Source organism: Halomonas sp. THAF12, from assembly GCF_009363675.1.
GTDB classification, from domain to species: Bacteria; Pseudomonadota; Gammaproteobacteria; order Pseudomonadales; family Halomonadaceae; genus Halomonas; species Halomonas smyrnensis.
On record NZ_CP045399.1, the window covers coordinates 1,822,538 to 1,848,392 of the forward strand.

Annotated in this window: 27 protein-coding genes; 13 read left to right on the top strand and 14 right to left on the bottom strand. The window is 69.0% G+C overall.

The window, feature by feature from the left end; all coding sequences use genetic code 11:
- Window positions 1-21: 21 nt before the first annotated feature.
- From FIU88_RS08475 to FIU88_RS08490, 4 genes are all read right to left on the bottom strand, one after another.
- Complete coding sequence (locus tag FIU88_RS08475) at window positions 22-942, bottom strand: LysM peptidoglycan-binding domain-containing protein (RefSeq protein WP_253742801.1); 921 nt, start codon at window positions 940-942, stop codon at window positions 22-24.
- On the bottom strand, window positions 891-1,760 hold the full coding sequence (locus FIU88_RS08480) for an acyltransferase (protein ID WP_152478903.1): 870 nt from the start codon (window positions 1,758-1,760) through the stop codon (window positions 891-893). The genes FIU88_RS08475 and FIU88_RS08480 overlap by 52 nt, the downstream gene beginning before the upstream one ends.
- 161 nt (window positions 1,761-1,921) lie before the next feature.
- Window positions 1,922-3,871 carry an acetoacetate--CoA ligase gene (locus FIU88_RS08485; RefSeq protein ID WP_152478904.1) on the bottom strand — a complete coding sequence of 650 codons (1,950 nt, stop codon included), beginning with the start codon at window positions 3,869-3,871 and terminating at the stop codon, window positions 1,922-1,924.
- Between the two features lie 50 nt (window positions 3,872-3,921).
- Entirely contained in the window at window positions 3,922-4,824 is a 903-nt protein-coding gene (locus FIU88_RS08490) for a LysR substrate-binding domain-containing protein (protein WP_152478905.1), read from the bottom strand.
- A 141-nt stretch (window positions 4,825-4,965) separates the two neighbouring features.
- Here FIU88_RS08490 and FIU88_RS08495 point away from each other — a divergent pair, with 141 nt between their 5' ends.
- Entirely contained in the window at window positions 4,966-5,667 is a 702-nt protein-coding gene (locus FIU88_RS08495; protein ID WP_026068407.1) for a CoA transferase subunit A, read from the top strand.
- A gap of 162 nt (window positions 5,668-5,829) precedes the next feature.
- A complete protein-coding gene (locus FIU88_RS08500; protein WP_016854851.1) occupies window positions 5,830-6,492 on the top strand; it encodes a CoA transferase subunit B in 663 nt (220 codons plus the stop codon).
- A 329-nt stretch (window positions 6,493-6,821) separates the two neighbouring features.
- Here FIU88_RS08500 and FIU88_RS08505 read toward each other — a convergent pair whose 3' ends face one another.
- The 3 genes from FIU88_RS08505 to FIU88_RS08515 all read right to left on the bottom strand — a co-directional run bounded on the left by FIU88_RS08505 (window position 6,822) and on the right by FIU88_RS08515 (window position 8,997).
- A complete protein-coding gene (locus tag FIU88_RS08505; RefSeq protein WP_152478906.1) occupies window positions 6,822-7,589 on the bottom strand; it encodes a DUF1338 domain-containing protein in 768 nt (255 codons plus the stop codon).
- Between the two features lie 143 nt (window positions 7,590-7,732).
- Window positions 7,733-8,011, bottom strand: a complete 279-nt coding sequence (locus FIU88_RS08510) for a GrxA family glutaredoxin (protein ID WP_016854853.1) — start codon at window positions 8,009-8,011, stop codon at window positions 7,733-7,735.
- A gap of 164 nt (window positions 8,012-8,175) precedes the next feature.
- The gene (locus tag FIU88_RS08515) at window positions 8,176-8,997 is read right to left on the bottom strand and encodes an inositol monophosphatase family protein (RefSeq protein ID WP_016854854.1); all 822 of its coding nucleotides are present in this window, start codon (window positions 8,995-8,997) and stop codon (window positions 8,176-8,178) included.
- 113 nt (window positions 8,998-9,110) lie between these two features.
- Here FIU88_RS08515 and hybE point away from each other — a divergent pair, with 113 nt between their 5' ends.
- Together hybE and FIU88_RS08525 are read left to right on the top strand one after the other, a co-directional pair.
- Complete coding sequence (gene hybE / locus FIU88_RS08520) at window positions 9,111-9,542, top strand: [NiFe]-hydrogenase assembly chaperone HybE (RefSeq protein WP_152478907.1); 432 nt, start codon at window positions 9,111-9,113, stop codon at window positions 9,540-9,542.
- Between the two features lie 98 nt (window positions 9,543-9,640).
- Window positions 9,641-10,411 carry a 3-hydroxybutyrate dehydrogenase gene (locus tag FIU88_RS08525; RefSeq protein ID WP_152478908.1) on the top strand — a complete coding sequence of 257 codons (771 nt, stop codon included), beginning with the start codon at window positions 9,641-9,643 and terminating at the stop codon, window positions 10,409-10,411.
- Window positions 10,412-10,513: 102 nt separating this feature from the next.
- Here FIU88_RS08525 and FIU88_RS08530 read toward each other — a convergent pair whose 3' ends face one another.
- From FIU88_RS08530 to FIU88_RS08540, 3 genes are all read right to left on the bottom strand, one after another.
- Window positions 10,514-11,053: a response regulator transcription factor gene (locus tag FIU88_RS08530; RefSeq protein WP_016854857.1), complete on the bottom strand. Its 540-nt coding sequence runs from the start codon at window positions 11,051-11,053 to the stop codon at window positions 10,514-10,516.
- 26 nt (window positions 11,054-11,079) lie between these two features.
- Window positions 11,080-12,351 carry an ATP-binding protein gene (locus FIU88_RS08535; protein WP_152478909.1) on the bottom strand — a complete coding sequence of 424 codons (1,272 nt, stop codon included), beginning with the start codon at window positions 12,349-12,351 and terminating at the stop codon, window positions 11,080-11,082.
- Between the two features lie 73 nt (window positions 12,352-12,424).
- Window positions 12,425-12,634 (bottom strand): hypothetical protein, encoded by a 210-nt coding sequence (locus FIU88_RS08540; protein WP_152478910.1) that lies wholly within the window; start codon window positions 12,632-12,634, stop codon window positions 12,425-12,427.
- A 149-nt stretch (window positions 12,635-12,783) separates the two neighbouring features.
- On the opposite strand from FIU88_RS08540, the gene FIU88_RS08545 reads away from it, so the two are divergent.
- Window positions 12,784-14,034 (top strand): efflux RND transporter periplasmic adaptor subunit, encoded by a 1,251-nt coding sequence (locus FIU88_RS08545; protein ID WP_152478911.1) that lies wholly within the window; start codon window positions 12,784-12,786, stop codon window positions 14,032-14,034.
- Complete coding sequence (locus FIU88_RS08550) at window positions 14,031-17,171, top strand: efflux RND transporter permease subunit (protein ID WP_152478912.1); 3,141 nt, start codon at window positions 14,031-14,033, stop codon at window positions 17,169-17,171. Before FIU88_RS08545 ends, FIU88_RS08550 begins: the two co-directional genes overlap by 4 nt.
- A 9-nt stretch (window positions 17,172-17,180) precedes the next feature.
- On the opposite strand, the gene FIU88_RS08555 is transcribed toward FIU88_RS08550, so the two are convergent.
- A complete protein-coding gene (locus FIU88_RS08555; RefSeq protein ID WP_016854861.1) occupies window positions 17,181-17,492 on the bottom strand; it encodes a helix-turn-helix transcriptional regulator in 312 nt (103 codons plus the stop codon).
- Window positions 17,489-18,835, bottom strand: coding sequence for a type II toxin-antitoxin system HipA family toxin (locus tag FIU88_RS08560; protein ID WP_152478913.1), 1,347 nt, complete (start codon window positions 18,833-18,835; stop codon window positions 17,489-17,491). Before FIU88_RS08560 ends, FIU88_RS08555 begins: the two co-directional genes overlap by 4 nt.
- A 144-nt stretch (window positions 18,836-18,979) precedes the next feature.
- Between FIU88_RS08560 and FIU88_RS08565 the strand changes: the two genes are divergently transcribed.
- From FIU88_RS08565 to FIU88_RS08575, 3 genes are all read left to right on the top strand, one after another.
- On the top strand, window positions 18,980-19,645 hold the full coding sequence (locus FIU88_RS08565) for an SDR family oxidoreductase (protein WP_152478914.1): 666 nt from the start codon (window positions 18,980-18,982) through the stop codon (window positions 19,643-19,645).
- Complete coding sequence (cysQ, locus tag FIU88_RS08570) at window positions 19,639-20,496, top strand: 3'(2'),5'-bisphosphate nucleotidase CysQ (RefSeq protein ID WP_152478915.1); 858 nt, start codon at window positions 19,639-19,641, stop codon at window positions 20,494-20,496. Before FIU88_RS08565 ends, cysQ begins: the two co-directional genes overlap by 7 nt.
- Before the next feature lie 157 nt (window positions 20,497-20,653).
- Entirely contained in the window at window positions 20,654-20,959 is a 306-nt protein-coding gene (locus tag FIU88_RS08575; RefSeq protein WP_152478916.1) for a hypothetical protein, read from the top strand.
- An 8-nt stretch (window positions 20,960-20,967) separates the two neighbouring features.
- Here the strand turns inward: FIU88_RS08575 and FIU88_RS19505 are convergent, their stop codons facing one another.
- Window positions 20,968-21,093: a hypothetical protein gene (locus FIU88_RS19505; RefSeq protein ID WP_016854866.1), complete on the bottom strand. Its 126-nt coding sequence runs from the start codon at window positions 21,091-21,093 to the stop codon at window positions 20,968-20,970.
- Between the two features lie 330 nt (window positions 21,094-21,423).
- Between FIU88_RS19505 and prfC the strand changes: the two genes are divergently transcribed.
- Both prfC and FIU88_RS08585 read left to right on the top strand, forming a co-directional pair.
- Entirely contained in the window at window positions 21,424-23,013 is a 1,590-nt protein-coding gene (prfC, locus tag FIU88_RS08580) for a peptide chain release factor 3 (RefSeq protein ID WP_152478917.1), read from the top strand.
- Window positions 23,014-23,247: 234 nt separating this feature from the next.
- A complete protein-coding gene (locus FIU88_RS08585; protein ID WP_152478918.1) occupies window positions 23,248-24,018 on the top strand; it encodes a TatD family hydrolase in 771 nt (256 codons plus the stop codon).
- Between the two features lie 9 nt (window positions 24,019-24,027).
- On the opposite strand, the gene FIU88_RS08590 is transcribed toward FIU88_RS08585, so the two are convergent.
- Complete coding sequence (locus tag FIU88_RS08590) at window positions 24,028-25,065, bottom strand: folate-binding protein YgfZ (protein ID WP_152478919.1); 1,038 nt, start codon at window positions 25,063-25,065, stop codon at window positions 24,028-24,030.
- 141 nt (window positions 25,066-25,206) lie between these two features.
- Between FIU88_RS08590 and FIU88_RS08595 the strand changes: the two genes are divergently transcribed.
- Window positions 25,207-25,404 carry a hypothetical protein gene (locus tag FIU88_RS08595; RefSeq protein WP_016854870.1) on the top strand — a complete coding sequence of 66 codons (198 nt, stop codon included), beginning with the start codon at window positions 25,207-25,209 and terminating at the stop codon, window positions 25,402-25,404.
- Complete coding sequence (locus tag FIU88_RS08600) at window positions 25,404-25,814, top strand: OsmC family protein (protein WP_016854871.1); 411 nt, start codon at window positions 25,404-25,406, stop codon at window positions 25,812-25,814. The genes FIU88_RS08595 and FIU88_RS08600 overlap by 1 nt, the downstream gene beginning before the upstream one ends.
- Window positions 25,815-25,855 lie beyond the last annotated feature (41 nt).

Below are 25,855 nucleotides of genomic sequence, written 5' to 3' on the forward strand. Positions count from 1 at the left end.
ACAATATCGGAGCGGTTCGGCTCAGCGCAGCACGCTGCGCGGATCGATGGGCTTGCCACCGTGGCGCATGTCGAACAGCAGGTCATGGCGTCCGGTGGCGGCGTGCCGGCTCACGGTGCAAAGCGGTGTGCCCTGGTCGACCCGGGTGCCGCTGTCCACCAGCAGGGTGTCGCACAGCGCATAGACGCTCTGCAGGTTGCCCTCATGGTGCACGATCACCACCCGGCCGAGCTGGCGCATGCTGTCGGCGAAGCGCACCTCGCCGTCGGCCACGGCCTTGGCGCGGGCACCCTGGTCGGTGGCCAGCAGCATGGGTTGCAGGGTGCCGCGGCTGTCCTGGCCGAAGGCGCGGGCGACCCGGTAGTCGTCCAGCGGCCAGGGCCAGTCGCGGGCGTCGCTCGGCACCGGACCGGGATCGGGCGCCGGGCTCGGCGACGACGAGCGTGAAGGGGCGCTGGACGTGCTGCCGCGGCTCGAGGCGGCCCGGGTGCCGTGCAGCGGCACCGAGACCAGCTGACCGATCTTGAGATCGGTGGGGCTGACGCCGGGGTTGGCCGCGGCGATGCTGACCGGCGAGGTACCGAAGCGCCGGGCGATGGCGCTGTAGGTGTCGCCGGGGCGGATCTGGTAGCGATAGGGGCCCCCGGACGGCGCCCGCTCCCGCTGGCTGGGGACCAGGATGCGCTGCCCCACGGCCAGCCCGCGCGGATTCACGCCGGGATTGAAGCGCCGCAGCCGCACCAGCGGCACGTCGGCTCGCCGGGCGATCTCGCCCAGGGTGTCGCCTCGCTGGATGTTCACCCAGTGGCCGGCCGGCGAGCCGCCGCGCATCACCCCCGACGGGCCGGCGCAGCCGGCCAGCAGGACGACCAGCAGCAGCGAGAGAAGGGTCAGGGCGTATCGAGGGCGGCGTCCTTGGCCTGCCATTGGGCGTTGAGCCATGTGTGGAAGCGTTCCTTGTAGGCGGGGTCCTGGTGATAGTCGCCCTGGGTCATCCACTCGGGCACCGTCAGGCGACGGGCGCTCAGGTGGATCGCCCCCTCGCGGCCGCAGAGGAAATCCCAGAAGCGGGGCTCGGGGCGCGAGTAGCGCAGGGTCACGTCGAGAATGCCGCTCAGCCGATCCCCGAGCAGGTTCAGCACCTGGGCGATGCCGCCGGCGCGCGGCGGCAGCAGGTGGCGATAGGGACTGTGGCGGGCGGCGTGCTTGGCCGGGGTGAAGCGGGTGCCCTCGACGAAGTTGTAGATGGCGATCGGCCGCTCGCGGGCGTGGGCGCACATGCGCTCGGTGGCCTCCCGGTCGCGGCGGGCCAGGTGCGGATGGCGCTCGCGCTGCTCCCGGGTCAGCCGGCGCAGCATCGGGAACTCCAGCGCCCAGAAGGCCAGCCCGACCACCGGAATCCAGATCAGCTGGCGTTTGACGAAGAAGTGCGGCATCGGCAGCCGGCGATGAAGGGCCAGGAACAGCGCGAAGATATCGGTCCAGCTGCGATGGTTGGCCAGCACCAGCCACCATTCATCGCGGCTCAGGCCGTCCGGCAGGTCGAGGCGCAGATCGGGGCGGATCCAGTGGCGGATCCACCACAGGTTGACGTCGACCCAGCCCAGGGCCACGCCGTTCAGCCAGCGCAGCACCCGGCGCCGCAGCGGGCGGCCCGGGGTGATCAGCTTGAGCAGGGTGAGCGCGATCAGCGGCACCGCCCAGAACAGGGTATTGAGGGTCAGCAGCAGCAGGCTGACGATGCCCCTGAGGGTCGACATGCCGTTGGTCTCCTTGAAGAAAGATGTAGGCGCCAATGCTAATGGATCGTGGCGGGGGTGCCCAGCGCTGCGCGTCAACTCGGTGGCGTCGGTGCCGGCAGGCGAGGCGGCGGCCCCACTTGTGGACCCACCGACGGATCGGCCCCGTGCATGGTCAGGCATCACTCTCTCAGCTCGGGAAGATCCTCGAACAGCGAGAGCGCCTCGGGATTGGCCAGTGCGTCTCGGTTCCTGACCGGCCGGCCGTGGACCACGTGGCGCACGGCGAGCTCCACCAGCTTGCCCGACAGGGTGCGCGGCAGGTCCTCGACCTGGAGGATCTTCGCCGGCACGTGGCGCGGCGTGGCGTTGGCGCGGATGGTCTCGCGAATGCGCTCGCGCAGGGCGTCGTCGAGGGTCAGCCCCGGGCGCAGGCGCACGAACAGCACCACGCGGATGTCATCGCGCCATTCCTGGCCGATGCACAGCGACTCCAGCACCTCCTCGACCTTCTCCACCTGGCGGTAGATCTCGGCGGTGCCGATGCGTACCCCGCCCGGATTGAGCACCGCATCGGAGCGGCCGTGGATGATCAGGCCGTCCTCCGGGGTGATCTCGGCGTAGTCGCCGTGGGCCCAGACGCCGGGGAAGGTGGAAAAGTAGGCGTCGTGATAGCGCTCGCCGCCGGGATCGTTCCAGAACCCCAGCGGCATGGAGGGAAACGGCCGCGTGCACACCAGCTCGCCCTTGTCGCCGCGCAGCGGCCGGCCGTCGTCGTCGAACACGTCCACCGCCATGGCCAGCCCGCGGCACTGGATCTGGCCGCGATGGACCGGGCGGATCGGGCAGCCCAGGGCGAAGCAGGAGACGATATCGGTGCCGCCGGAGATCGAGGCCAGCATCAGGTCGGCCTTGATGTCGCGGTAGACGTAGTCGAAGGAGGCGTGCGACAGCGCCGAGCCGGTGGACAGCACCGCCCGCAGCGCCGAGAGGTCGTGGTCGCGGCCGGGGCGCAGGCCCTGCTTCTCGCAGGCGGCCAGGTAGCGGGCGCTGGTGCCGAACACCGTGACGCCCTCGCGCTCGGCCATGGCCCACAGCGCGTCGGGTGAGGGCGCGAAGGGGGCGCCGTCGAACAGCACCAGGGTGGCGCCCGAGGCGAGCCCCGAGACCAGCCAGTTCCACATCATCCAGCCGCAGGTGGTGTAGTAGAACAGCACGTCGCCGGGGCCGATGTCGGTGTGCAGCCGGTGCTCCTTGAGATGCTGCAGCAGGGTGCCGCCGGCCGAGTGCAGGATGGCCTTGGGCGTGCCGGTGGTGCCGGACGAGTAGAGCAGGTAGAGGGGGTGATCGAAGGGCAGCGCGGCGAAGGCGATCTCGGTGGCGTCGTGATCCAGGACGTCGTCCCAGGCCACGGCCCCGGGAATGTCGCCGAGCTCGGGCGCGTCGTCCAGGAAGGGGTAGACCACCACGCGCGCCAGGCCGTCGATGGCGCCGGCGATCTCGGCCAGCCGTGGGCGGATGTCGATCGCCTTGCCGTGCCAGGTGTAGCCGTCGGCGGCGATCAGCACGCGAGGACCGATCTGGCCGAAGCGGTCGAGCACGCCCTGGGCGCCGAAGTCCGGCGAGCAGGACGACCAGATGGCGCCGAGGCTGGTGGCGGCGAGCATGGCGATCACCGCATGCTCGCCGTTGGGCACGATGCCGGCGACGCGGTCGCCGGGGCCCACGCCGAGCTCTTGTAGCGCCGCGGCCAGGGCGGCCACGCTCCGGTAAAGCCGGGCATGGCTCAGCTCGCGGCGCCGGCCGCGCTCGTCCCGGGCGATCAGCGCCGGATGCGCGTCACGGCGGCGCAGCAGGTTCTCGGCAACGTTCAGCCGGGCGTCCGGGAACCAGCGGGCACCGGGCATGGCGTCGGGCCATTCCAGCACGCGCTCGCCGCGCCGCTCGGCGATGATATCGGCGTCGTCCCACAGCTGGGTCCAGAAGGCCTCGGGATGGGCGAGGCTCCAGGCGTGCAGGGCGGCGTAGTCGGGCAGCGCGATGCCGTGCCGGCGTTCAAGCCGGCGCATCAGGGCGGCCAGGCGAGTCGCCTCGATCGCCTCGGGAGACGGTTGCCAGAGCGGTTCGGCCATGGGACATCCCTCCTGATCGACGACGGCTGTCGGATTCCCCTGTCTTGAGATTAGTCGGCGTCGAGGACGGGGGCGGTGATGGTCTCCTGGATGACCTCTCTCAGCGCCTGCGCGGCCACCGAGAGCGCTTCGGCGTTGGCGGACAGCACGCCCACGGCGCGCTGGATGGTCGGCGCCTCCAGGGTCAGGCAGCGCGCGCCCAGCTCATGCATCTGCTCGATGCACAGCGACGGCACCGCGCTGACGCCGAGCCCGGCGGCCACCATGCGGCCCACGGTGGAGAGCTGATAGCTCTCGAAGGCCACCGGCAGCTCGATGCCCTCTGCGCGCAGCTGCTCCTCGAGCATCAGCCGGACCATGGAGGGACGCTGCAGGGTGATGAAGTCCTCGGAGAGCAGGGTCGGCCAGTCCACCCGCTGGCGCTCGGTCAGCGGCGAATCGGCCGGCACCACGGCCACGAAGCGGTCCTCGAACAGCGGCGTGAAGTGCAGGGTATCGGTGGCCTCGGGGGCGAAGGCGATGCCCAGCTCGACGCGGCCCTGGCGTACCATCTCGATGACCTGCTCGTTGATCACGTCGTGCACGGTGACATTGATCTGCGGATAGCGGGCACGGAAGGCCCTGAGCACGGTGGGCAGCTGGTTGCCGGCGAAGGAGGGCATGGCCGCCACGGCCACCCGGCCCAGGCGCAGGGTGAAGCGCTGGCGCAGCAGCTCCTCGGTGTTGTCCCAGTCGGCCAGCAGGCGCTTGGCCAGCGGCACCAGCGACTCGCCCTCGGGCGTCAGCCGCACGCTGCGGGTGCTGCGGGTCAGCAGGCGGCCGCCGAGGGCTTCCTCCAGGCTCTTGATGGTCAGGCTGAGGGCCGGCTGCGACAGATGCAGCCGCTCGCAGGCCTGGGTGAAGCTGAGCGTCTGGGCCACGGCGAGAAAGGCGCGGAGTTGCTTGACGGTCATGGGCGCTACGCTAGTCTATTTGGTAATCAAAATAATCTATAAAAAAATCAAACTTAACAAATATATATTCCCCGTCGACACTGCGGGTGTCTTGAAAATAACTCCGCAACAACAACCACTTTCCAACCAGGCGAGGCAGATATGGCCGGATTCGACAAGCGAGTGGGTTCCTATGAGGAGGCAATGGCCGGCATCGAGAGCGGCATGACCGTGATCGCCGGCGGCTTCGGGCTGTGCGGTATCCCCGAAAACCTGATCGGCGAGATCAAGCGCCGTGGCGTCAAGGACCTGACCGTCTATTCCAACAACTGCGGCGTGGACGGCTTCGGCCTGGGCCTGCTGCTCGAGGATCGCCAGATCGGCACCATCTATGCCTCCTACGTGGGCGAGAACGCGCTGTTCGAGCGGCAGATGCTCGATGGCGACATCGAGGTGGTGCTGACGCCGCAGGGGACCCTGGCCGAGAAGATGCGCGCCGGCGGTGCCGGCATTCCGGCCTTCTACACCGCCACCGGCTACGGCACGCCGATCGGCGAGGGCAAGGAGGTCCGCGAGTTCAACGGCCGCCACTACATCCTCGAGGAATCCGTCGTCGGCGACTTCGCCATCGTCAAGGGCTGGAAGGCCGACCGCTACGGCAACGTCATCTACCGCGACACCGCCCAGAACTTCAATCCGCTGGCCGCCACCGCGGGCAGGATCACCGTGGTCGAGGTCGAGGAGATCGTCGAGCCCGGCGAGCTGCCGCCGGACCAGATCCATACCCCGGGCATCTACGTCGATCGCATCATCCAGGGCACCTTCGAGAAGCGCATCGAGAAGCGCACCGTGCACCAGGGCTAAGCGCGTCATTACACGATCAACGATGAGGCGAGCCTGTCCGGGAAAGCCTGCGCGAGGCGCTGTGAACCCATCCTTGGGCGCTACTTTTGCCATTCATGGCAAAAACCCTCGCTTCGCCTTTCCCCGACGGTCGTCAATCATGACAGACAAGAGGCAATCACGATGGCACTGACTCGCGAACAGATGGCTATGCGCGTGGCGCGCGAACTCGAGGACGGTTTCTACGTCAACCTGGGCATCGGCATTCCCACCCTGGTGGCCAACTACGTGCCGGATGACATCGACGTCATGCTGCAGTCCGAGAACGGCCTGCTGGGCATGGGCCGCTTCCCCACCGAGGAGGAAGTGGACCCGGACATGATCAACGCCGGCAAGCAGACCGTCACCGCCCGTTCCGGCGCGGCGATCTTCTCCTCCGCGGAATCCTTCGCCATGATCCGCGGCGGCCACGTCGACCTGACCGTGCTCGGCGCCTTCGAGGTCGACCAGAACGGCAACATCGCCTCCTGGATGATCCCCGGCAAGTTGATCAAGGGCATGGGCGGCGCCATGGATCTGGTGGCCGGCGCCGAGAACATCATCTGCACCATGACCCACGCCTCGAAGCACGGCGAGTCCAAGCTGCTGGAATCCTGCAACCTGCCGCTTACCGGCGCCGGCTGCATCAACCGCGTGCTGACGGACCTGGCCTACCTCGAGATCGAGAACGGCGCCTTCGTGCTCAAGGAGCGCGCGCCGGGCGTCTCGGTCGAGGAGATCAAGGAAAAGACCGCCGGCAAGCTGATCGTGCCGGACCACGTGCCGGAGATGGTCTTCGCCGACTGACGTCTTCGGCGTCGTCAAGGATTTTTTCCTTTCATGGCCCGGGCTTGCCCGGGCCATCTCGTTGCCGGCGAGTGCCGAAAAACTGACCATTCCAAGCGCCACGGCCATGTCACGGGGCTCGTCGCCGGCTGTGCCGAGATGATGCACAGCGTTATCCACAGAAACTGTGGATGGTCGCGCCGGCGCGGCGCGAGCCGGGACGCCTCGAGGCCGAATCGTCAAGGGGCGCGGGCGGAGATCGGGTCGAGAAACGGCGGGTGAGCTGGCGCTCGGTTGGCCAGCAAAAGACGCCCGCCGGATGGGCGAGCGCAGACAGTTTTGTTCGGGACCTAGGTGAGCTCGCAGCGGGTGTGGTGGGGCAGCAGCAGCTCGGCGCAGCGCTCCTGATTGGCGCTGACCTGCTTCTGTACCAGCGCCAGGCCGCCGGCGGTGACCCTGTGCTCGTCGCCCTCGGCGAAGATCAGCCGCCGGGCCGGCCCCGGATAGAAGCGGTAGTCGAGCAGTGGCGAGACGGGCAGGATGCCTTGATGGCGGTCGGCGCTGCCGTCGATGCCCGACTGGGCGAGGGCGCCGTCGAGCTGATCGAGGCTCTGGCCGAGCCGGGCGCAGTCGAAGCCGGGATGATGCAGTCGCGGCCCCATGGCGGCCAGCCAGCCGGCCAGCGGATGCGCCGCCGTCAGTGCCTGGAAGGTGGCCCAGTCCGGCATCGGCCAGGGGCGACCGCGGCACAGCAGGTTCTGGCCCCGGGTGTCGGCGGCATGGGCCTGGCTCACGAGCTGCTGCAGGGCCTCGCGGGGCGGCCGCGACAGGGTGCCGAGCTGCAGTTCGGCCAGCACCAGCCAGGCGCCGTCGTCGGGTGCCGCCAGCAGGGTGGCGAGCAGGCCGCGGTCGGCCATGGCATAGCGCTGCAGCGGGCGATAGCCGAAGCGCACCAGGGTCGGCAGCAGCGCCTCCATGGCCCAGGGGCCGTGGTTGAGCGTCAGCAGCGTCAGGTATTCCGGCGGGGTCTCCACCGGCCATAGCCGCAGCCCGCCGAGATCCGGGTGCTGATGAACGTAATCCAGCCATAGCTGCTGGATGAATTCTTCCCGCTGCATCCTGCCTCTTCCTCTGTCCGCGTGGTTGTCCCTTCAGGAGTGTAAGCCGCGCGGGTGTGGGCGGATTCAACGAGGCAGCAGGCGCGGCCATGACGCAAGAAGGCCGCCCTCGGGCGGCCTTCGTCTAGCATGTGTCGCGCGGCTTACTGGGCGGCTTCTGCTTTCTCCAGCAGCCCCTGTTCGCGAACGTACTGGTCGAACTCGGTGAAGCCGCCGATGTGGGTCTGGTCGGCGAAGATCTGCGGCACGGTCTCGACCGGCTTGCCGATGGTCTTCTCCATGTCGGCCTTGGTGATGCCTTCCTCGTGGATGTCCACGTAGCGGTGCCCCTGGATGGCGCCGGCGCTCTCGAGCTTCTCGGCGAGCTCCTTGGCGCGAACGCAGAACGGGCAGGCGGGGCGGCCGAAGATGACGACGAACATGGCATGACTCCTTGCATCACGGATGCATCGAAAGGGGATAAAGGCGAAATCGGGGGCCATTCTGCCCCAGCGACGCGCATGTGGCCAATAGGCATCGGCTGGGGCGGCGATTGCATCGCCCTATAGGGCGCTTGCCGCCGGGGGCGGCGCCCCGGCGGACGGGCTCAGAGGGCGTCCTGGTCGCTGGCGTCGGCGTGGCGCAGCAGCTCGCCGAGTGGCTCGTGCAGCGCCGGGCTCGATACCAGCAGGTTCTCGCCGTAGAGATCCTCGGGCAAGCCGCCGGGGACCGGATAGAGATGGCCGGTGCGCGCCCCAGCCTCGCGGGCGATCAGCAGGCCGGCGGCCAGGTCCCAGGGCGAGACGCTCTCGTAGTAGGCGTCCAGGCGGCCGCTGGCCACGGCGCACAGGTCGAGGGCCGCGGAGCCGGCGCGGCGCACGTCCTGGCAGTGGGTGAGCACGGCCATCAGCCGGCGCATCAGCGGCGGCCGGCTGTCGCGGCGATAGGGGAAGCCTGTGCCGACCAGGCTGGTGGCCATCTCCTTGTTGCCGCTGGCGCGAATCGGCTCGCCGTTGCACCAGGCGCCGCGTCCGGCCAGCGCCGTGTAGGTCTCGCCGAGGAAGGGGGCGTGCACGACGCCGAGCCTCACCTTGCCGCCGCTGGCCCAGCCGACCGAGACCGCCACGTGGTGAAGGCCGTGGGCGAAGTTGACGGTGCCGTCGATCGGGTCCACCACCCACAGCGCATCGGGCCGTTCGAGGACCTCGCGGTCCGGGGCGAGCTCCTCGCTGAGCCGCGCTTCCTCCGGGAAGCTCGCCTCCAGCCGCTCGCCGATGTAGGTGTCCACCTGCAGGTCGATGTCGGTGACCAGTTCCTGGCCCTGCTTGTAGCGATGGTCGAAATCGCCCTGTTCGCGGGCCTCGATGATCATCCGCCCGGCGTGGGTGGCGATGTCGACGGCGATCTCCAGGCGCTGTTCGGGGGTCATGGCGGCTCCTCGGGGTGTCGTTAGGCTTACCATGCTAGCAGTAACCCCCGGTCGGCTGGCTATACTGGCCGCCCGTTCATCTCATCGTGTCATCTCAACGCAGGAGCGCCGTGATGCAGGCCCTGTCCGCCGATCAGTACGACCGCCTGAACCGCCTGGCGCAGGCCTGGGAGCGCGACTTCCTGGAGGCCGCTTGCCGCGCCCCCGGCGACAACCCGCGGCTCGGCGTGGATGCCCTGTGCTTCCAGCCCCAGGCGCTGCCGGACGGTCGACGCGGCCTGCTGGGCGCGCTGATCACCCCGGGCTCGCTGTCGCTGGCGCTGGTACCGGAAGACGACGAGGCGTGTCCCGGCGAGGGGGCGCGCCTGACGCTGGCGCTGCCCTCCGGGCGCTATCCCTTCCAGGCGGTGTCGCTGCGCGCCGGCGAGTGGCTGTGGCTGTGCACGCTGCTCGACGATCTCTCCGATCTCGATTCGGTGCAGGACGGCAGCCGGCTGGCCCAGCGGTTGATGGCGCAGGTGATGGCGCCGGCTGCCGCCGAGTAGGAGAAAGGTCGCTCTGGTGCAGTGCGTCAAAGGTTCATATGCTGGTGGCGCAGCGTCGTATCTTCAGCTTTCCCATGGAACTGGAACGAGGAGACTCCATGACCGCTCAATCATCCACGCCGCGCGTGGCGCTCGTCACCGGCACCAGCAGCGGCATCGGCGAGGCCGTGGTGCGCCACTTCCGAGAGCAGGGCCATCAGGTGCTGGCCGTGGACTTCAATCCCGAGGGCCAGGCGATCGCCGAGCGCGCCGGCGCCGCCTTCTTCCAGGCCGACCTCACCGATGGAGAGGCCTGCAAGGCCGCGGTCGCCGATGCCCTGAGCCGCTTCGGCCGGCTCGATATCCTGGTCAACAATGCCGGCATTCAGCATGTGTCGTCGATCGAGGAATTCCCCGAGGCGCAGTGGCGTCGGATCATCGATCTGATGCTGACCGCGCCCTTCCTGCTGACCCAGGCCGCCTGGCCCTCGATGCGCGAAAACGGCTGGGGCCGCATCGTCAACGTCGCCTCGATTCATGCCCAGGTCGCGTCCCCGGGCAAGGCCGCCTACATCAGCGCCAAGCACGGCCTGATCGGGCTGACCAAGACCGCGGCCCTGGAAGGCGGCCCGCAGGGCATCACCGCCAACGCCCTGTGCCCGGCCTATGTGAAGACACCGCTGGTGGAGAACCAGATCGCCGACCAGGCGAGACTGAACCAGATGGACGAGCAGGAGGTGGTCGAGCAGATCATGCTCAAGAACGCCGCCGTCAAGCGACTGATCGATCCCGGCGAGGTGGCGTCGCTGGTGGGCTACCTGGCCTCCGATGCGGCGGGGGCCGTCACCGGCGCCAGCTGGAACATCGATCTGGGCTGGACGGCCCAGTAATCGCAGAGCGACAAGCGCCGAGCGCCGAGCGACAAGAAACCCCGAAGGCCCGGGCCTTCGGGGTTTCTTCGCTGTGGGCGGTTTCAGGCTGCAGCTTGCGCCTCAGCGCCTGACCGGGCGCTTCTGCAGCTTGCGCTGCAGGGTGCGGCGATGCATGCCCAGCGCGCGGGCGGTGGCGGAGATATTGCCGTCGTGCTCCTGCAGCACCTTCTGGATATGCTCCCAGGTCAGGCGGTTGATCGAGGGCGGATGCTCGGCGACCTCGGCCCCGGGGTCGGCCTCTTCCTGTGACAGGGCGGCGAGAATCTCCTCGGCGTCGGCGGGCTTGCACAGGTAGTTCACCGCGCCGAGCTTGATCGCCTGCACCGCGGTGGCGATGCTCGAGTAGCCGGTCAGCACCACCACGCGGCAGTCCGGCACCACCTCGAGCATCTCGGGCAGCAGCTTGAGCCCCGACTCCTGTTCCAGCTTCAGATCCAGGGTGGCCATGGTGGGCGCATGCTGGCGCGCCAGCGACAGGGCGTGCTCGGCGTCGTGGGCCACCAGCACCTCGAAGCCGCGCCGGCTCATGGCGCGGTGCAGCACGTGGCAGAACATCTCGTCGTCATCGACGATCAGCAGGCGTTCGTCGGTCTCTTGCATGGCATCCTCGCTGGAATCGGGGCCGCTCAGACGGCGGGGGCGCTGCGAGGCAGGGTCACCTCGGTCAGGGTGCCGCCCTCGGGATGATTGTACAGCCGCACGCCGCCGCCGAAACGGTTGATGGTGGCATGGGTCAGGAACAGGCCGATGCCGAGGCCCTTGCTCTTGGTGGACACGAAGGTCTCGCCGAGCTGGTCGGCGATGTCCAGCGACACGCCGGGACCGTGATCGCGAATGTCGATCACCACCTCGTCGGCCTTCCAGTCGAGCTGGATGAGGATGTTGTCCGGGTTGGCATCGGCGGCGTTGTTGAGCAGGTTGGTCATCGCCTGGGCGAGGGTGGTGTCGACGGTCAGGCGCGGCGTGCCGCGGCGCCCGGTCACCTCGAGGCGGTAGCCGACGTCCGGGCGCAGCACCAGCCAGCGCTGCACGACCTCCTCGAGCCACTCGGTGGCCTCGCGCACCTCGGGGCTGGCCATGCGGCGCCGGTCGGCGTTGTCCACCAGGTGGCGCAGCCGCGACTTGCAGGTGGCGACCTGCTCGCGCAGCAGGTCGATGTCCTTCTCCAGCAGCTCGTTGCCCCGGGCGTCATCGCGCATCTCGTTGAGCAGCACCGCCATGGTCGACAGCGGGGTGCCGAGCTCGTGGGCGGTGCCGGCGGCCTGGGTGGCCACGGCCAGCACCTGCTCGTTGCGCAGTACCGCCTCGCGGGTGCGCGACAGGGCCTGCTCGCGGCCGCGCAGGGCGCGGGCCATCTTGAAGATGAAGAAGGTCACCAGTCCCGCGGACAGCGCGAAGTTCAGCCACACGCCGAGGATATGCAGGCTGATGCCGTCCTGCAGGTGCGGCATGCCGAGTTGAGGCACGGGATGATAGAAGACCATCAGGAAGCTGGTGCCGGCCAGGCCCGCGGCGGCCACGCCCCAGGCATGACGCCACGGCAGCGTGGCGGCGGCGATGGTCACCGGCACCAGGTAGTAGTTGATGAAGGGATTGGTGGCCCCGCCGGTGAAGTAGAACAGCAGCGTCAGGCCCGCCATGTCGGCCAGCAGGTGCGCCAGGTATTCGCGGTGGCTGACGTCCCGTGGACGGCCCAGCCGCCACCAGGTACCGATGTTGATCAGCGCCATCACCACGATCACCGCGCCCACGGCGGGCAGGTCGAGCTCGAAGCCGAGCCCCGTCACGCCGATCACGATGCCGAACAGGAAACCGGTCCAGGTGATGCCTCGGACGATGGTCAGGCGCACCATGTTGCGGTTGGGGGTGGACAGCGGCAGGGGCAGGGCGGCTGGCATGGGGGCTCCGCGGCAGAATCGTGCTCGCGATGATACCCGATCGCTCCGCACCGCGTCCCGCGGCGGGGTGCGGTCAGGCGTCGCTCCCCGACCGGCCGTGGTCGCCGCCCCGTGACCAGCGCATGGCGCGCCCGGTCAGCAGGTCCACGCTCATCACCCCGGAGGTCACTGCCGGCCGGCGGGGCTTCGGCGATGATGATGGCGTGATGGTGTCGTGCCCGGCCCGTGGCCGGCTGCTCCGGGGCTGAACGCCCAGACCCAGGATGTCGCGTCCCTGTCGCATCGATCGTCTCCCTTGGAAGTCGGGGCACGACCTTAGGGGCGCGGGATGACGGAACCATGACGGCGCGCAAGCCGACGACGAATCTCGGGTTTCTCCGTGCGGTTCAGACGGTATATTGGAGTCTTCGAATCCTGTCCGATGGATGGCCGATGCGACGATTGCTGATCCCCGTGCTGTTCCTGGCGCTCGGCGCCGGCGCCTTTCTCGGCCTGCGGGCGACGCGCCCGGAACCCGCCGAGGTGGCGCCCCAGGAGCGCAGCTGGCGCGTCGAGACGCTGTCCGTGGCGCTGTCGAACCATGCGCCGCTGCTGCCGCTCTACGGCGAGATCGTCGCCCCGGAGGCGCTGACCTTCACCGCGCCGCTGCCCGCGCGCATCGCCGAACGGCCGGTGCGCGACGGCCAGCGCGTGGCCGAAGGCGAGCCGCTGGTGGTCCTGGACGAGGCGGACGTGGCGCCGGTGGTGGCGCGAGCCGAGGCCCGGGTCGCCGACCTGGCGGCGCAGATCGAGGCCGAACGCGTGCGCCAGCAGAGCGATCGCACCGCACTGGCCCGGGAGCGCGAGCTGCTCGACAACGCCGGCCGCCGACTCGCGCGTGTGCGCTCGCTGTCCGATCGCAATCTGGCCTCGGCCTCGTCGCTGGACGATGCCCGCGACGCCCTGGCCCAGGCGCGGGTGACCGTCGACGCCCGGGAAGGCGCCCTGGCCGGCCATCCCGCCCGGCTGGCCCAGCTCGAGGCCGGGCTCGCCGAGGCCAGGGCCGGGCTCGCCGAGGCGCGTCGCGACGCCGAACGGGCCAGGGTCCTGGCGCCCTTCGAGGGCATCGTCAGCGGCGTGACGGTGGCGCCCGGGGAGCGTGTCGGCGAGGGCGCCGAACTGCTGTCGATCTACCCGCGTGATGGCCTGGAACTTCGCGCCCAGGTGCCCAGCGCCTATCTCGACGAGCTGCAGGCGGCGCTGGACAACGGCGAGCATCCCGTCGCCCAGGGCGAGGGCGCGCGGTTTCGCCTCGATGGCTTCGTCGGCGAGAGCGCGCCGGGCGGCACCGAGGCGATCCTGCGCCTGGTGGGCGAGCCCCGGGGACTGCGGCCGGGCAGCCTGGTCGACGTGACGCTGCGTCGCCCGGCGGTGGCGGATAGCCTGGCGATCCCGGCCAGCGCGCTCTACGGCGACGAGGTGCTCTACCTGCGCGACGAGAACGATCGCATGCGCCGACTGCGCGTCGAGCGTCATGGCCCGGTGAACGACGCCACGGCGCCCGGCGACGGCTGGGTACTGGTCAGCGGCGCGGGGCTGGCCGAGGGTCAGCAGGTGATCGTCACCCATCTGCCCAACGCCGCGGAGGGCCTCAGGGTCGAGGTCGCCGGGGAAAAAGACCACAGGACCGGGGAGCGCCCATGAGCCGGCGTCGCGGCCCACTGAGCTTCTTCGTCCACCACCGCGTCGCCGCGCATCTGGTGATGCTGGTCATGCTGCTGGGGGGCGCGCTCGGGCTTGCGCGCATGAACGTCCAGTTCTTCCCCGACTTCGCCCTCGACGTGGTCAGCGTGAGCACGGTGTGGAGCGGGGCCGCCGCCGAGGACGTGGAGCAGGGCATCACCCTGCCGCTGGAGCAGCGCCTGCGCAGCATCGAGGGGCTGAAGCGCATGACCTCGACCTCGGCCCAGGGCGTGTCCAGCATCAGCCTGGAATTCCGCGAGGGCACCGATCCGGTGCTGTCGCTGGACGACGTGCGCCAGCCGGTCGACGAGTTCACCCACCTGCCGGTCGATGCCGAGGAGCCGCGCATCAGCCGGGTGGCGCACTTCGAGCCGGTGGCGCGGCTGCTGATTCACGGCGCGCTGTCCGACGACGAGCTGCGTCATCTGGCCAATCGGCTCGAGGACTCGCTGCTGCAGGCGGGCCTCGACCGGGTGGAGATCGAGGGCCTGCCCGAGCAGCAGATCAGCATCGAGGTGCCGGCCCGGCGCCTGGAGGGGCTGCAGCTGTCCCTCGACGAGATCGCCGAGCGCGTCGAGGCCATGTCCCGGGACCTGCCGGCGGGGCTGATCGGCCAGCGCGACAGCACCCGCGAGCTGCGTGCCGTGGAGCAGCGCCGCTCGCCGGCCGGCTTCGGCGAGCTGCCGATTCTCGGCAGCGACCGCGTGCAGCTGCGCCTGGGCGACATCGCCATCATCCGCCAGGAGCCCCGGCAGGGCGAGGTGACGCTGAGCCGTGAAGGCCAGGGCGCGGTGGAGCTGCTGCTGCAGCGCAGCGAGGACGGCAACTCCCTGGCGGCGGCCGAGACGCTGCGGGCCTGGCTCGACGAGACGCGCCCGCTGCTGCCGCCCACGGTGACGCTCGAGGTCCACGACGAGACCTGGCAGCTGATCGCCGAGCGCATCGGGCTGCTGATCAGCAATGGCCTGGGCGGTCTGCTGCTGGTGCTGGGGCTTTTGTATTTCTTCCTGCCGGGGAGGGTGGCCTTCTGGGTGGCGGTCGGCATTCCCACCGCCTTCCTCGGTGCCATGGCGACGTTCTGGATCATCGGCGGCTCGATCAACATGATCTCGCTGTTCGCGCTGATCATGGCGCTGGGGGTGATCGTCGATGACGCCATCGTGGTCGGCGAGGATGCCGATGCCCACTTTCGCCAGGGCGAGGCGTCCCGGCGCGCCTCGGAGGGCGCGGCGCGGCGCATGCTGTGGCCGGTGATGGCCTCCTCGCTGACCACGGTGGCGGCCTTCATGCCGCTGCTGATGGTGGGCGGCGTGATCGGCAGCATCCTCGGCGACATCCCGGTGGTGATGATCTGCGTGCTGGTCGCCTCACTGCTGGAGTGTTTCGTGGTGCTGCCCGCCCATCTTCGCAACGCCTTCGTGCCCGCCGCGTCGACAGGCGCCAGGGCAGCGAGGCCGTTGCCGCTGGCGCGCCCCCGCGCTCGCTTCGATGCCGCCTTCGACGCCTTCCGCGAGGGCCCCTTCCGGCGCTTCTCGTCGCTGACGCTGCGCTACCGGGCCGCGACCCTGGCCGCAGCGGTGGCCATGGTGCTGGTCACGGTGGGGCTGCTGGCCGGCGGGCGGCTGGCCTTCAACTTCTTCCCCACGCCCGAGCCCAACGTGCTCTATGCCAACGCGAGCTTCGTCGCCGGCACCGATCGCGCTCAGGTCGATGCCTTCCTGAGCGACATGGAAGCCGCCCTCGAGGCCACCGACGAGGCGCTGGGCGGTGGCCTGGTGGCCCAGGCGGTGACGCGGCACGGCGCGGTGATCGCCGAGGGGCAGGCCGGGCGCAGCGGCGACAACCTGGGCTCGATCATGGTCGAGCTGATTCCCTCCGACGATCGCACGGCGCGCAACGCCGAGATCATCCGCGACTGGCGCGCACGCCTCGATCCGCCGCCGGGCATCGAGAACCTGACCATCAGCGAGCGCAGCGCCGGCCCGCCGGGCAAGGACGTCAACGTGCGCCTGACCGGCGATACCGCCGAGCCCCTGAAGGCGGCGGCGACATCGCTGTCGCGCTCGCTTTCCCAGCTGCCCGGGGTGCTGGCCACCGAGGACGACATGCCCTGGGGCCGCGAGCAGCTGATCTACCGGGTCAGTCCGCGCGGTGAGGCGCTGGGGCTGACCACCCGCGAGCTGGGGCGCCAGCTGCGTGCGGCCTACGACGGCAGGCTGGTGCAGGTCTATCAGGACGGCCCGGACGAGGTCGAGGTGCGGGTGCTGCTGCCCTGCGAGCAGCGCGAACGGCTCAGCTCACTGTCGCGGCTGTCGATTCGCACCCCGGACGGCGCCTTCGTGCCCCTCGATCAGGTGGCCCGCTTCGGCTATCGCCAGGGTTTCGAGACGCTGCGCCACGCCGACGGGCGGCTGGCGGTGGAGGTCACCGCCGAGGTGGACGCCGCGGTCAATACGCCCGACCGTATCCTGGCCGATCTCGCCGCCACGGTACTGCCGACGCTGATGCGCGAACACGGCGTGCGCTACAGCTTCGAGGGCCGCGCCGCCGACCAGCGCGAGACCTTCGCCGACATGCGCGTCGGGCTCCTGGTCGGGCTGGCGCTGATGTACGTGGTGCTGGCCTGGGTGTTCGCCTCATGGAGCCTGCCGCTGATCGTCATGGCGACGATCCCGCTGGCGCTGGTGGGCGCGCTGCTGGGCCACTGGCTGATGGGGCTCGACCTGACCATGCTGTCGCTGTTCGGCCTGTTCGGGCTCTCCGGCATCGTGGTCAACAACGCCATCATCCTGGTGACCTTCTACCGCCAGCAGCGCCACCGCGGGCTGGCCATCGATGCCGCGCTGAACGAGGCGGTGGTGCAGCGGGTCCGGGCGGTGCTGCTGACCTCGCTGACCACCATCGGCGGGCTGATGCCGCTGCTGTTCGAGACCTCGCTGCAGGCCCAGTTCCTGATCCCGATGGCGGTCTCCATCGCCTTCGGGCTGGGGCTCTCGACGCTGCTGGTGCTGGCGGTGATTCCGGCGCTGCTCAGCTATCTCGAGCCCCTGCGCGAGCGCTTCGGGCGCGAGGCGGTGCCGGATGCCAGGGGAACGTGAACGGTTCGGTCATGACTCGTCGTCGAGCAGTTCGGCCAGCAGTTCGGGCTGTCGCGGCATCAGGCCGACCCTGAGCCCCAGCGGACGGAAGACCCGATCGAGGCTGGCCATGGAGGCGTTGCCGGCATCCCGCTCGATGTCCGACAGGGTGCGCCGGCTGACGCCGACCAGCTCGGCATAGGCCGTCTGGGTCAGGCCCAGGACCTCGCGACGCAGCGTCCGCAGCACGCGGCCTTCGGTGGTCTCGCCGCGCATCAGCAGCCGCAGCTGTTCGAGCAGCGCCGCCTGGCGCGCTTCGGGAGAGCGGGCCTGTGGCTTCATGTCAGCCCCCAGCGCGTCAGGCGATCGTCGAGATGGTTCAGCCCCACCGCCGGCATGTCCAGGATGCGCGACGGCACGCCGCGATTCGCCAGTCGATCGCGAAGGCCCGTCAGGCGCTCGCCAAGGGCTCGCAGCTCACCCATCAGGCGCTCCGGCTCGACCAGATCCGCCAGGTGCTCGGCGACCGCCGGCCAGTCGACGTCTCCGCCTCGTTCGAATTCCGGGCCCCACTGTGTCGTCCGGGTCACGCCCTCGGGGTCGGCCTTCATGGGTGCGAAGTCATAGACCGGCGCGTGCCATATGCCTTCGGGGCGCTTGAGCAGGGCGGCATTGCGACCGTGGTTGTCCGAATTGCCGAAGGCCAGATTGAGCAGGTCCCGCGTGACCCAGTCGACGACGAAGGCGGCCGTATCGAAGGGCTCGTTGCCCTCGCGCACCCGATGCTGTCCCTTCAGCAGCGCCACCAGTCGGCGAATGACCGCGGGATGGCGCAGGTGGGTGCCCGGTGCGGCGCCGAGCAGCGCGTACACCGATTCCAGGCCGTGGCGATGGAGCTGGCCCTGGCGCCATTCGACGTCGAAGCGCGGCAGCCAGAGAGAGGGATAGCGCGTGCCCTCGTGGAGCTCCAGGCCCTCGAGCGGCACGGTATCCACGCCGAGGGCATGCAGCTCGCGGTAATAGTGATATTCGGCGCGCAGGATGTCGCAGTCGTCGTCGCTGCGGCTCCCGCGGGGAAACTTGACCAGGTAATGGGCGTCGGGCGTGGTGGTGTCGTCCTGCCAGGTATCGATCCACACCTGACGCTCCGGGGTGCGACGTATCAGCAGCTTGGGTGCCTCGCCACCGGCCCCGGTGGCGCCGCCGCTTGCGGCGCCCATCTGCTGGGCGTATTCGAGGAAGTCGGTGTGGCGTTCCAGCACGTCTTCCAGCGGAAAGCGCAGGGACGCCAGTGCATCCCCGGGCGGGCGTTCGGGCAGTGCCTCGCGGATGCGCAGATTGCCCACCGGTGCGATGGTGCCGAGACGCAGCAGTTCGCTGTCCTGCTGGCCGGCGTCGAGATCCTGCAGGCCCAGATGGTCGATCCAGTAGCGGCGGCTGGCACCGGCCGGCATGATGTCCTCTAGAAAGCCGAACCAGCGATCGCCGCGGTGGGTCATCATCAGTTCGACGGGCAGGGTCAGGCTGCACGCATGTTCGTCGTCGTGGAACATCCATGCCAGGGCATAGTCCTGGAAGTATCCCATCCTGGCGGGGCCACGCGTTCCCCGTTCCGGCGCAGGAATCTCGAGAAGCGCGGCGTCCTGCCAGCGTGCCTGGTGGTGGATCTGTATCGTCAGCTGCATGGAAGGCGTCTGTTTTGAGCAATATGCTACTCAGGATAGAGCAGGGAGGCTTTTTTTGAGAACCATACTTCTCAAAAAATCGGCTTGCGACAATTTTTGAGCAATTTTCTGCACAATGGTGTTTTGGATATCCAAGGAGGCGACATGACATCCACCGTACTGATCACCGGCGCCAATCGCGGCGTCGGCCTGGCGCTGGCGCGTCATTATCACGAGGCGGGCTGGGCCGTGATCGGCGTCTGCCGGGAGGCGTCCTTCGAGCTGGCCGAGGTGGCGGCTCGCGTCATCGAGGGCATCGACGTGACGCGAGAGGAAGACATCGCGCGCCTGGCGGCCGAGCTCGAGGGCCAGTCGCTGGCGCTGCTGGTCAACAATGCCGGGATGCTCCACGACGAGGTGCTGGGCGAGATCGACTTCGATGCGATCCGTGCCCAGATGGAGATCAACGCCTATGCGCCGCTGCGGGTGGTCGAGGCGCTGCTGCCGTGCCTGGGCGAGGGGGCGAAGATCGCCAACATCACCAGCCGCATGGGCTCGATCGCCGACAACGATTCCGGCGGACGCTACGGGTATCGCGCCTCCAAGGCGGCACTGAACGCCTTCGGCAAGTCGCTGGCGGTGGACCTGGCGCCGCGCGGCATCGCCGTGGCCCAGCTGCACCCGGGCTATGTGCAGACGCGGATGGTCAACTTCGGCGGGCTGATCGACCCCGAGGAAGCCGCCGCCGGGCTCGCCGAGCGCATCGAGGCGCTGACCCTGGAGACGAGCGGCGGCTTCTGGCACAGCAACGGCGAGCGCCTGCCATGGTGAGGCCCGGTGCCGGCGAGGAGATAGCCTTCGTCACGCCCGAGGCGCGCGAGCGTCTGCTGGCGGGCGTCGAGGCGGCGGGCGAGGCGGTGATGGCGATCTATCGGCGGCCCTTCGACGTGGCGACCAAGGCCGACGACAGCCCGGTCACCGAGGCCGACCTCTGCGCGCATCATGCGCTGGTCGAGCTGCTCGGCGAGGTGACGCCGACGCTGCCGGTGCTCTCCGAGGAGTCGGAGGCCGTGTCCTACGACACGCGCCGCACCTGGCGGCGCTACTGGCTGGTCGATCCGCTGGACGGCACGAAGGAATTCATTCGCCGCAGCGGCGACTTCACGCTCAACGTGGCGCTGATCGAGGACGGCGTGCCGACGTTAGGCATCGTGCATGCGCCGACGCTCGGCGTGAGCTGGTTCGGCCAGCTGGGGGAAGGCGCCTGGCGGCGCGAGGCCGGCGAGACGCGGGCGATCGGCGTGCGCGCGCTGCCGGATCCTGACCGCGAGCCCTGGCACGTCATGGGCAGCCGCTCCCATGGCTTGTCGTCCCTGGCGGGCTTTTTGGAGCGCCTGCCGCGGCACGAACTCGTCTCGCGAGGCAGTTCTCTGAAGCTGTGCCTGGTGGCCGACGGCGTCGCCGATCTCTATCCGCGCTTCGGGCCGACCAGCGAGTGGGACACGGCCGCGGCGCAGGCGGTGGTGACCGCCGCCGGGGGCGAGGTGCTGGATGCCCGGACCCTGACGCCGCTGCGCTGCAATCGTCAGGCCTCGCTGCTCAATCCGGCCTTCATCGCCTGCGGCGAGCGCGATTCCCGCTGGCAGCGGGCGCTGGCCGAGAGCCTTGACGAGGAGGTCTGAGGGAGGAAGGCGAGGGAGGGCGCACTGAGCGCCGAGTCGGAGATCGACCGCTGTTCGACAACGCCGTGGACGCAAAACTTTCATCCGCACATGAGCCTTCGGCCTCCCTCCTTTGGACTATTGTTTAGGTCCCAGCGGTCAGCGCGGAGGCGGTCACATGTGTCATGTCGAGGTCGAGCGGCGTCCCCTTCATCGACTGCACCAGCGTGGCGGCGCGGCGCCCGAGGTGGTCTTCGCCGTTCCGCGCCGTGAGCCGCTGCGCGGCGTCGGCTGGGACCCCCGGCAGGGGCTCTTTCTGATGCTGCAGTCCGGCGCGCGCTGTTATCCGCTCTACGATGTCAGCCGCGGCAGCGACATCCTGGCCATGCGCCTGCTGGCGGTGGAAGTGGCCGAGCCCGACGATCCGCAGGTGAAGGCGTTCATCATCGAGGCGCTGGGCGATGCGCTCGGAGCAGTGGTGTAGGGGGCCGGCTAGCGGTCGTCCTCCTGGGCCGGCGCCGGCTGTCGATAGACGGTGCGCTGCTGGCACTGGCCGCAGACCAGCAGGTAGGTGCGATCCTCGACCGCGGTAACGCCGAATTCGTGCCAGGTGTCCATCGTCGATGGGCGAATCTCACTGGCTCCGCAGGGACACATCATGAGCCACCCCCCGCGAGGTTCAGGCATCAGCGTGATATCGTCCATTTGATTGTTCTCTATTAGGTGATGTCAGCGCTGATGGTAGTCTGCCGGCGCGCCAGCGCCTTGTCGGCGATCTCAGACATCCTCGTAAGCCATCGCCCCGCCGCCGAGTGTCTGCCCGACGTCATGCTGTCGAGACAGCGGGCGGGCCTGGCGGTACAATCTCCGCATTTCTCACACCCATCATCGCCCGCGGTCCTCGGACGCCCGAGTCCGCGGGTGAGCACAGATCAGCAACGAGCCTCAATGTCGACCGACCCTATCGCCCAAGAAGCCGCGCTGCGCCGCACCTTCGCGATCATCTCGCACCCGGACGCCGGTAAGACCACCATCACCGAGAAGATGCTGTTGTTCGGAAACGCCATCCAGATGGCGGGCTCGGTTAAGAGCAAGCGCGACGATCGCCATGCCACCTCCGACTGGATGAAGATGGAGCAGGAGCGCGGCATCTCGGTGACCACCTCCGTGATGCAGTTCCCCTACGGCGGGCGTATCGTCAACCTGCTCGATACCCCGGGCCACGAGGACTTCTCCGAGGACACCTACCGGACCCTGACCGCGGTGGACTCGGCGCTGATGGTGATCGACGGCGCCAAGGGCGTCGAGGACCGTACCATCAAGCTGATGGAGGTCTGCCGGCTGCGCACCACGCCGATTCTGACCTTCATCAACAAGATGGACCGGGACATCCGCGATCCCATCGAGGTGATGGACGAGGTCGAGAAGGTGCTCAACATCCAGTGCGCGCCCATGACCTGGCCGATCGGCATGGGCCGTCACTTCAGGGGCGTCTATCACCTCTACAACGACGTGATCCATCTCTACACCCAGGGCCAGGGCAACCGGATCCCCGAGGACAAGCGCATCGAGGGCCTCGACAGCCCCGAGGTCGACGAGATCCTGGGCGAGGACGCCGCCGAGGAACTACGCATGGAGGTGGAGCTGGTGCGCGGCGCCTCCCACGAGTTCGATCTCGAGGCCTATCGCCGCGGCGAGCTGACCCCGGTGTACTTCGGTACCGCCATGGGCAACTTCGGCGTGCGCGAGATGCTGGACGGCTTCGTCGAGTATGCGCCGGCGCCCCAGTCGCGGGAGACTAACCTGCGCACGGTGGCGTCCGAGGACGGCAAGTTCACCGGCTTCGTGTTCAAGATCCAGGCCAACATGGACCCGAACCACCGCGATCGGATCGCCTTCCTGCGGGTCTGCTCGGGCAAGTACGAGAAGAACATGAAGATGCGCCACACGCGTATCGGCAAGGACGTCAAGATCGCCGACGCCCTGACCTTCATGGCCTCGGATCGTTCCCACGTCGAGGAAGCCTGGCCCGGCGACATCATCGGCCTGCACAACCACGGCACCATCCAGATCGGCGACACCTTCACCCAGGGCGAGGACATGCGCTTCACCGGCATCCCGCACTTCGCCCCGGAGCTGTTCAAGCGCGTGCGCCTCAAGGATCCGTTGAAGATGAAGGCGCTGCAGAAGGGCCTGCAGCAGCTGTCCGAGGAGGGCGCCACCCAGGTGTTCATGCCGATGGACAACAACGACCTGATCCTCGGCGCCGTGGGTACGCTGCAGTTCGATGTGGTCGCCCATCGCCTCAAGGAAGAGTACAAGGTCGACTGCCTCTACGAGGGCATCAACGTCCAGACCGCCCGCTGGGTCTACTGCGACGACGCCAAGATGCTCGAGGAGTTCAAGCGCAAGGCCAGCCAGAACCTCGCCATCGACGGCGGCGGCTACCTGACCTACATCGCGCCGACCCGGGTCAACCTGCAGATGACCCAGGAACGCTGGCCGGACGTTCGCTTCAGCCCGACCCGCGAGCACTGACCCGGGCTGCGCCCGGAGCTACAAGCGCCGAGCGACAAGAAAACCCGAAGGCCTTGGCCTTCGGGTTTTCTTTTGCTTCGGGCGGTTTCATGCTGCTGACTTGCAGCTTGCAGCTTGCAGCTTGCAGCTTGCAGCTTGCAGCTTGCAGCTTGCAGCTTGCAGCTTGCAGCTTGCAGCTTGCAGCTTGCAGCTTGCAGCTTGCAGCTTGCAGCTTGTAGCTTGTAGCTTGAGCCCATGCTCATCGACGCCCACTGCCATCTGGACTTCCCCGACTTCGACGCCGACCGCGAGGCGGTGCTGGCGCGTGCCCATGCGGCGGGCGTCGAGCACTTCGTGGTGCCGGGCACCCGGCGTCGTGACTGGCCGCGGGTGCTGGCGCTGGGGGCACGGGACGACGTCAGCGTCTGCCTGGGGCTGCATCCCTACTTCATGGAGGATCACCGCGAGGGCGATATCGATGCCCTGGCGGCGGCGCTGGACGCGCATCCCGAGGCGGTGGCGCTGGGCGAGTGCGGCATCGATGCGCGCCTCACCGACACCCTGGACGCCCAGTGGGCGCTGTTCGACGCCCAGGTCCGCCTCGCCAAGGCGCGCAATCTGCCGCTGGTGATCCATTGCGTGCGGGCCAACGACCGGCTGGCCAAGCGGCTGCGTCAGCTGGCGCCTGAGACCGGCGGGTTGATCCACGCCTTCGCCGGCTCGCCGCAGCAGGCGAAGGCGTTTCTCGATCTCGGCTTCGCGGTGGGGCTCGGCGGGGCGCTGACCCACGAGCGGGCGAGACGCCTGCAGCGCAGCGTGGCGGCGCTGCCGGACGATGGCTACGTGCTGGAGACCGACAGCCCGGACATGCCGCCGGCCGGTCATCAGGGGGAGCGCAACGAGCCGGCCAGGGTGAGCGAGGTGTGTCGCCGGGTGGCCGAGCTTCGGGGGCAGTCCGCCGAGCGGGTGGCGGCGGACAGCACCGCCACCGCCCGGCGGCTGTTCGGCCTGCCGGTGCGTGCGTGAGGCGTTCGTTCAGGCCTTGGTGGCCAGGCTCTCCGGGTCCAGGCGCTCGAGCGGGTAGGGCAGTTGCAGGCGCTTGAACTGCTGGCCGTCGACGCTGAGCGGTTCGGGAGCTTCCCGGGTGCTCATCACCGCCAGCACTTCCGGCTGGCCGTAGGCGTCGAGCTCGGCGCACAGCACCTCGCCCAGGCTCTTGCCGTTGGCATCCTCCACGGCGCTGCCCTCGGCGGGCAGTCGCTCACCCTCGAGCTGACCGCGTACCAGGCGCTTCTTCACCTGGCCCCGGAAGTGCGCGCGGGCCACGACTTCCTGGCCGGTATAGCAGCCCTTCTTGAAGCTGATGCCGCCGAGCGCCTCCCAGTTGAGCATCTGCGGCAGATGGGCGTCGGCCTGGTCGGCGTTCAGCCAGGCCAGCCCGGCCTGGATGTCGTGCAGGCGCCAGATGGCGTTGTCGACCGGAGTGGCCTGATCGGCCAGCGACTGCCAGACGGCCTCGGCGCGCTCGGCGGGCAGGCTGGCCAGCAGGCGGGGGCGCGGCCCGGGATGGGCGAGCAGCTGAAGATCGTCGCCGTTGGCCTGATGCCAGGCCGTGGGCGGTCGCACGTCCAGGCGCGCCTCGGCCACCGCCGGCGCCTCGCGGCCGATCAGCCCGATCAGCGCCAGGTCGTCGCGGACCCTGAGCTCGGCCTTGTAGAAGGGCGCGAACTTCTTGAGATGGCCGTGCAGGCCGGCCACCAGGCTGCGATGCATCAGCAGCCGGTAGTGTCCCTCGGCCACGCGCCACAGCTGGGCATTGGCCAGCATCCGGCCCTTGGGCGTGCAGAAGCTGGTGAGCGGCGCGAAGGTGCCGTCGGCCAGCGACACCTGGGCGCTGGTCTGGCCCTGCAGGAAGCGTTCGGCGTCGGCGCCGCTGACATCGAGGATGCCCAGGTGGACCAGCGGCGTCATCACGGTGGCGTCCATGGCGAGATGGGCCTGGTCCGGCGTCTCGAAGACGAGGCGCGTGTCGTCTTCCCGGCGGCCGCCGAGGCGGTCGAGCCAATCATTCATGTGGGGTCTTCCTCGTCTCTTTCCTTAGGCCTTTGGTCCCCCGAGATGAGGGCGTCGGGGCGGCATTGCAACCGCTGCCGGGCCCCGAGGCGGCATGCTAGACTCGTGCCATTCCCATCCAGCCGACCGGAGAGCCAGCCCATGGCCCAGCAGAGCCTTACCTTCAAGGGCGTCGAGAACGCCGATCAGGTCAATCGCATCACCACCGCCCTGATGATGCTCGACGGCGTCGAGAGTGTCGAGGTCGGCCGTCACGGGGCGGAGGTCGACGGCCGGGCGCGCCGCGAGGCGCTGATTCAGGCCGTGAAGAAGCTGGGGCTCGGCATCGAGGTGTCGTGATGAAGCCGCCGATCCGTGTCACCAGCCAGCGCGATCGCGTGCTCCGCCAGCGGGTCGAGCTCGAGGGCGCGGAGGACCTGTTCGTCGACGTCCCCGAGGCCTTCGGCGGCGAGGGCAGCGCGCCCGATCCTCACGACTACTTCGACCTCTCGCTGGGCGCCTGCAAGGCGATCACCGCCCAGATGTACGCGCGGCGCAAGGAATGGCCGTTGGAGGGCGTCGAGGTGACGGTCAATCGCGATGAACGCGAGGAGCGCCACGGCGTCTATCGTCTGGAGGTCGTCATGGCCTTCCTCGGCGATCTCGACGACGCCCAGCGGGCGCGGCTCGAGGAAATCAGCGACAAGTGCCCGATCCACCGCCTGATGACCGCCGCCACGGTGGAGATCACCACCCGGCAGCGCGACTGAGCCCCCAGATTCATGTGACCTGTCGTCACCAGACCAGGAGA

Excerpts from the sequence above, each read along its gene's own strand:
- FIU88_RS08595 (WP_016854870.1), top strand. The coding sequence starts at position 25,207 with ATGGCCCAGCAGAGCCTTACCTTCAAGGGCGTCGAGAACGCCGATCAG.
- FIU88_RS08510 (WP_016854853.1), bottom strand. The coding sequence starts at position 8,011 with ATGTTCGTCGTCATCTTCGGCCGCCCCGCCTGCCCGTTCTGCGTTCGC.
- FIU88_RS19505 (WP_016854866.1), bottom strand. The coding sequence starts at position 21,093 with ATGGACACCTGGCACGAATTCGGCGTTACCGCGGTCGAGGATCGCACC.
- cysQ (WP_152478915.1), top strand. The coding sequence starts at position 19,639 with ATGGTGAGGCCCGGTGCCGGCGAGGAGATAGCCTTCGTCACGCCCGAG.
- FIU88_RS08540 (WP_152478910.1), bottom strand. The coding sequence starts at position 12,634 with ATGCGACAGGGACGCGACATCCTGGGTCTGGGCGTTCAGCCCCGGAGC.
- prfC (WP_152478917.1), top strand. The coding sequence starts at position 21,424 with ATGTCGACCGACCCTATCGCCCAAGAAGCCGCGCTGCGCCGCACCTTC.
- FIU88_RS08550 (WP_152478912.1), top strand. The coding sequence starts at position 14,031 with ATGAGCCGGCGTCGCGGCCCACTGAGCTTCTTCGTCCACCACCGCGTC.
- FIU88_RS08475 (WP_253742801.1), bottom strand. The coding sequence starts at position 942 with ATGGCTCAACGCCCAATGGCAGGCCAAGGACGCCGCCCTCGATACGCC.
- FIU88_RS08495 (WP_026068407.1), top strand. The coding sequence starts at position 4,966 with ATGGCCGGATTCGACAAGCGAGTGGGTTCCTATGAGGAGGCAATGGCC.
- FIU88_RS08560 (WP_152478913.1), bottom strand. The coding sequence starts at position 18,835 with ATGCAGCTGACGATACAGATCCACCACCAGGCACGCTGGCAGGACGCC.
- FIU88_RS08535 (WP_152478909.1), bottom strand. The coding sequence starts at position 12,351 with ATGCCAGCCGCCCTGCCCCTGCCGCTGTCCACCCCCAACCGCAACATG.
- FIU88_RS08490 (WP_152478905.1), bottom strand. The coding sequence starts at position 4,824 with ATGACCGTCAAGCAACTCCGCGCCTTTCTCGCCGTGGCCCAGACGCTC.
- FIU88_RS08505 (WP_152478906.1), bottom strand. The coding sequence starts at position 7,589 with ATGCAGCGGGAAGAATTCATCCAGCAGCTATGGCTGGATTACGTTCAT.
- FIU88_RS08485 (WP_152478904.1), bottom strand. The coding sequence starts at position 3,871 with ATGGCCGAACCGCTCTGGCAACCGTCTCCCGAGGCGATCGAGGCGACT.
- FIU88_RS08600 (WP_016854871.1), top strand. The coding sequence starts at position 25,404 with ATGAAGCCGCCGATCCGTGTCACCAGCCAGCGCGATCGCGTGCTCCGC.
- FIU88_RS08515 (WP_016854854.1), bottom strand. The coding sequence starts at position 8,997 with ATGACCCCCGAACAGCGCCTGGAGATCGCCGTCGACATCGCCACCCAC.
- FIU88_RS08565 (WP_152478914.1), top strand. The coding sequence starts at position 18,980 with ATGACATCCACCGTACTGATCACCGGCGCCAATCGCGGCGTCGGCCTG.
- FIU88_RS08500 (WP_016854851.1), top strand. The coding sequence starts at position 5,830 with ATGGCACTGACTCGCGAACAGATGGCTATGCGCGTGGCGCGCGAACTC.
- FIU88_RS08545 (WP_152478911.1), top strand. The coding sequence starts at position 12,784 with ATGCGACGATTGCTGATCCCCGTGCTGTTCCTGGCGCTCGGCGCCGGC.
- FIU88_RS08525 (WP_152478908.1), top strand. The coding sequence starts at position 9,641 with ATGACCGCTCAATCATCCACGCCGCGCGTGGCGCTCGTCACCGGCACC.
- FIU88_RS08530 (WP_016854857.1), bottom strand. The coding sequence starts at position 11,053 with ATGCAAGAGACCGACGAACGCCTGCTGATCGTCGATGACGACGAGATG.
- FIU88_RS08590 (WP_152478919.1), bottom strand. The coding sequence starts at position 25,065 with ATGAATGATTGGCTCGACCGCCTCGGCGGCCGCCGGGAAGACGACACG.
- hybE (WP_152478907.1), top strand. The coding sequence starts at position 9,111 with ATGCAGGCCCTGTCCGCCGATCAGTACGACCGCCTGAACCGCCTGGCG.
- FIU88_RS08575 (WP_152478916.1), top strand. The coding sequence starts at position 20,654 with ATGTGTCATGTCGAGGTCGAGCGGCGTCCCCTTCATCGACTGCACCAG.
- FIU88_RS08555 (WP_016854861.1), bottom strand. The coding sequence starts at position 17,492 with ATGAAGCCACAGGCCCGCTCTCCCGAAGCGCGCCAGGCGGCGCTGCTC.
- FIU88_RS08480 (WP_152478903.1), bottom strand. The coding sequence starts at position 1,760 with ATGTCGACCCTCAGGGGCATCGTCAGCCTGCTGCTGCTGACCCTCAAT.
- FIU88_RS08585 (WP_152478918.1), top strand. The coding sequence starts at position 23,248 with ATGCTCATCGACGCCCACTGCCATCTGGACTTCCCCGACTTCGACGCC.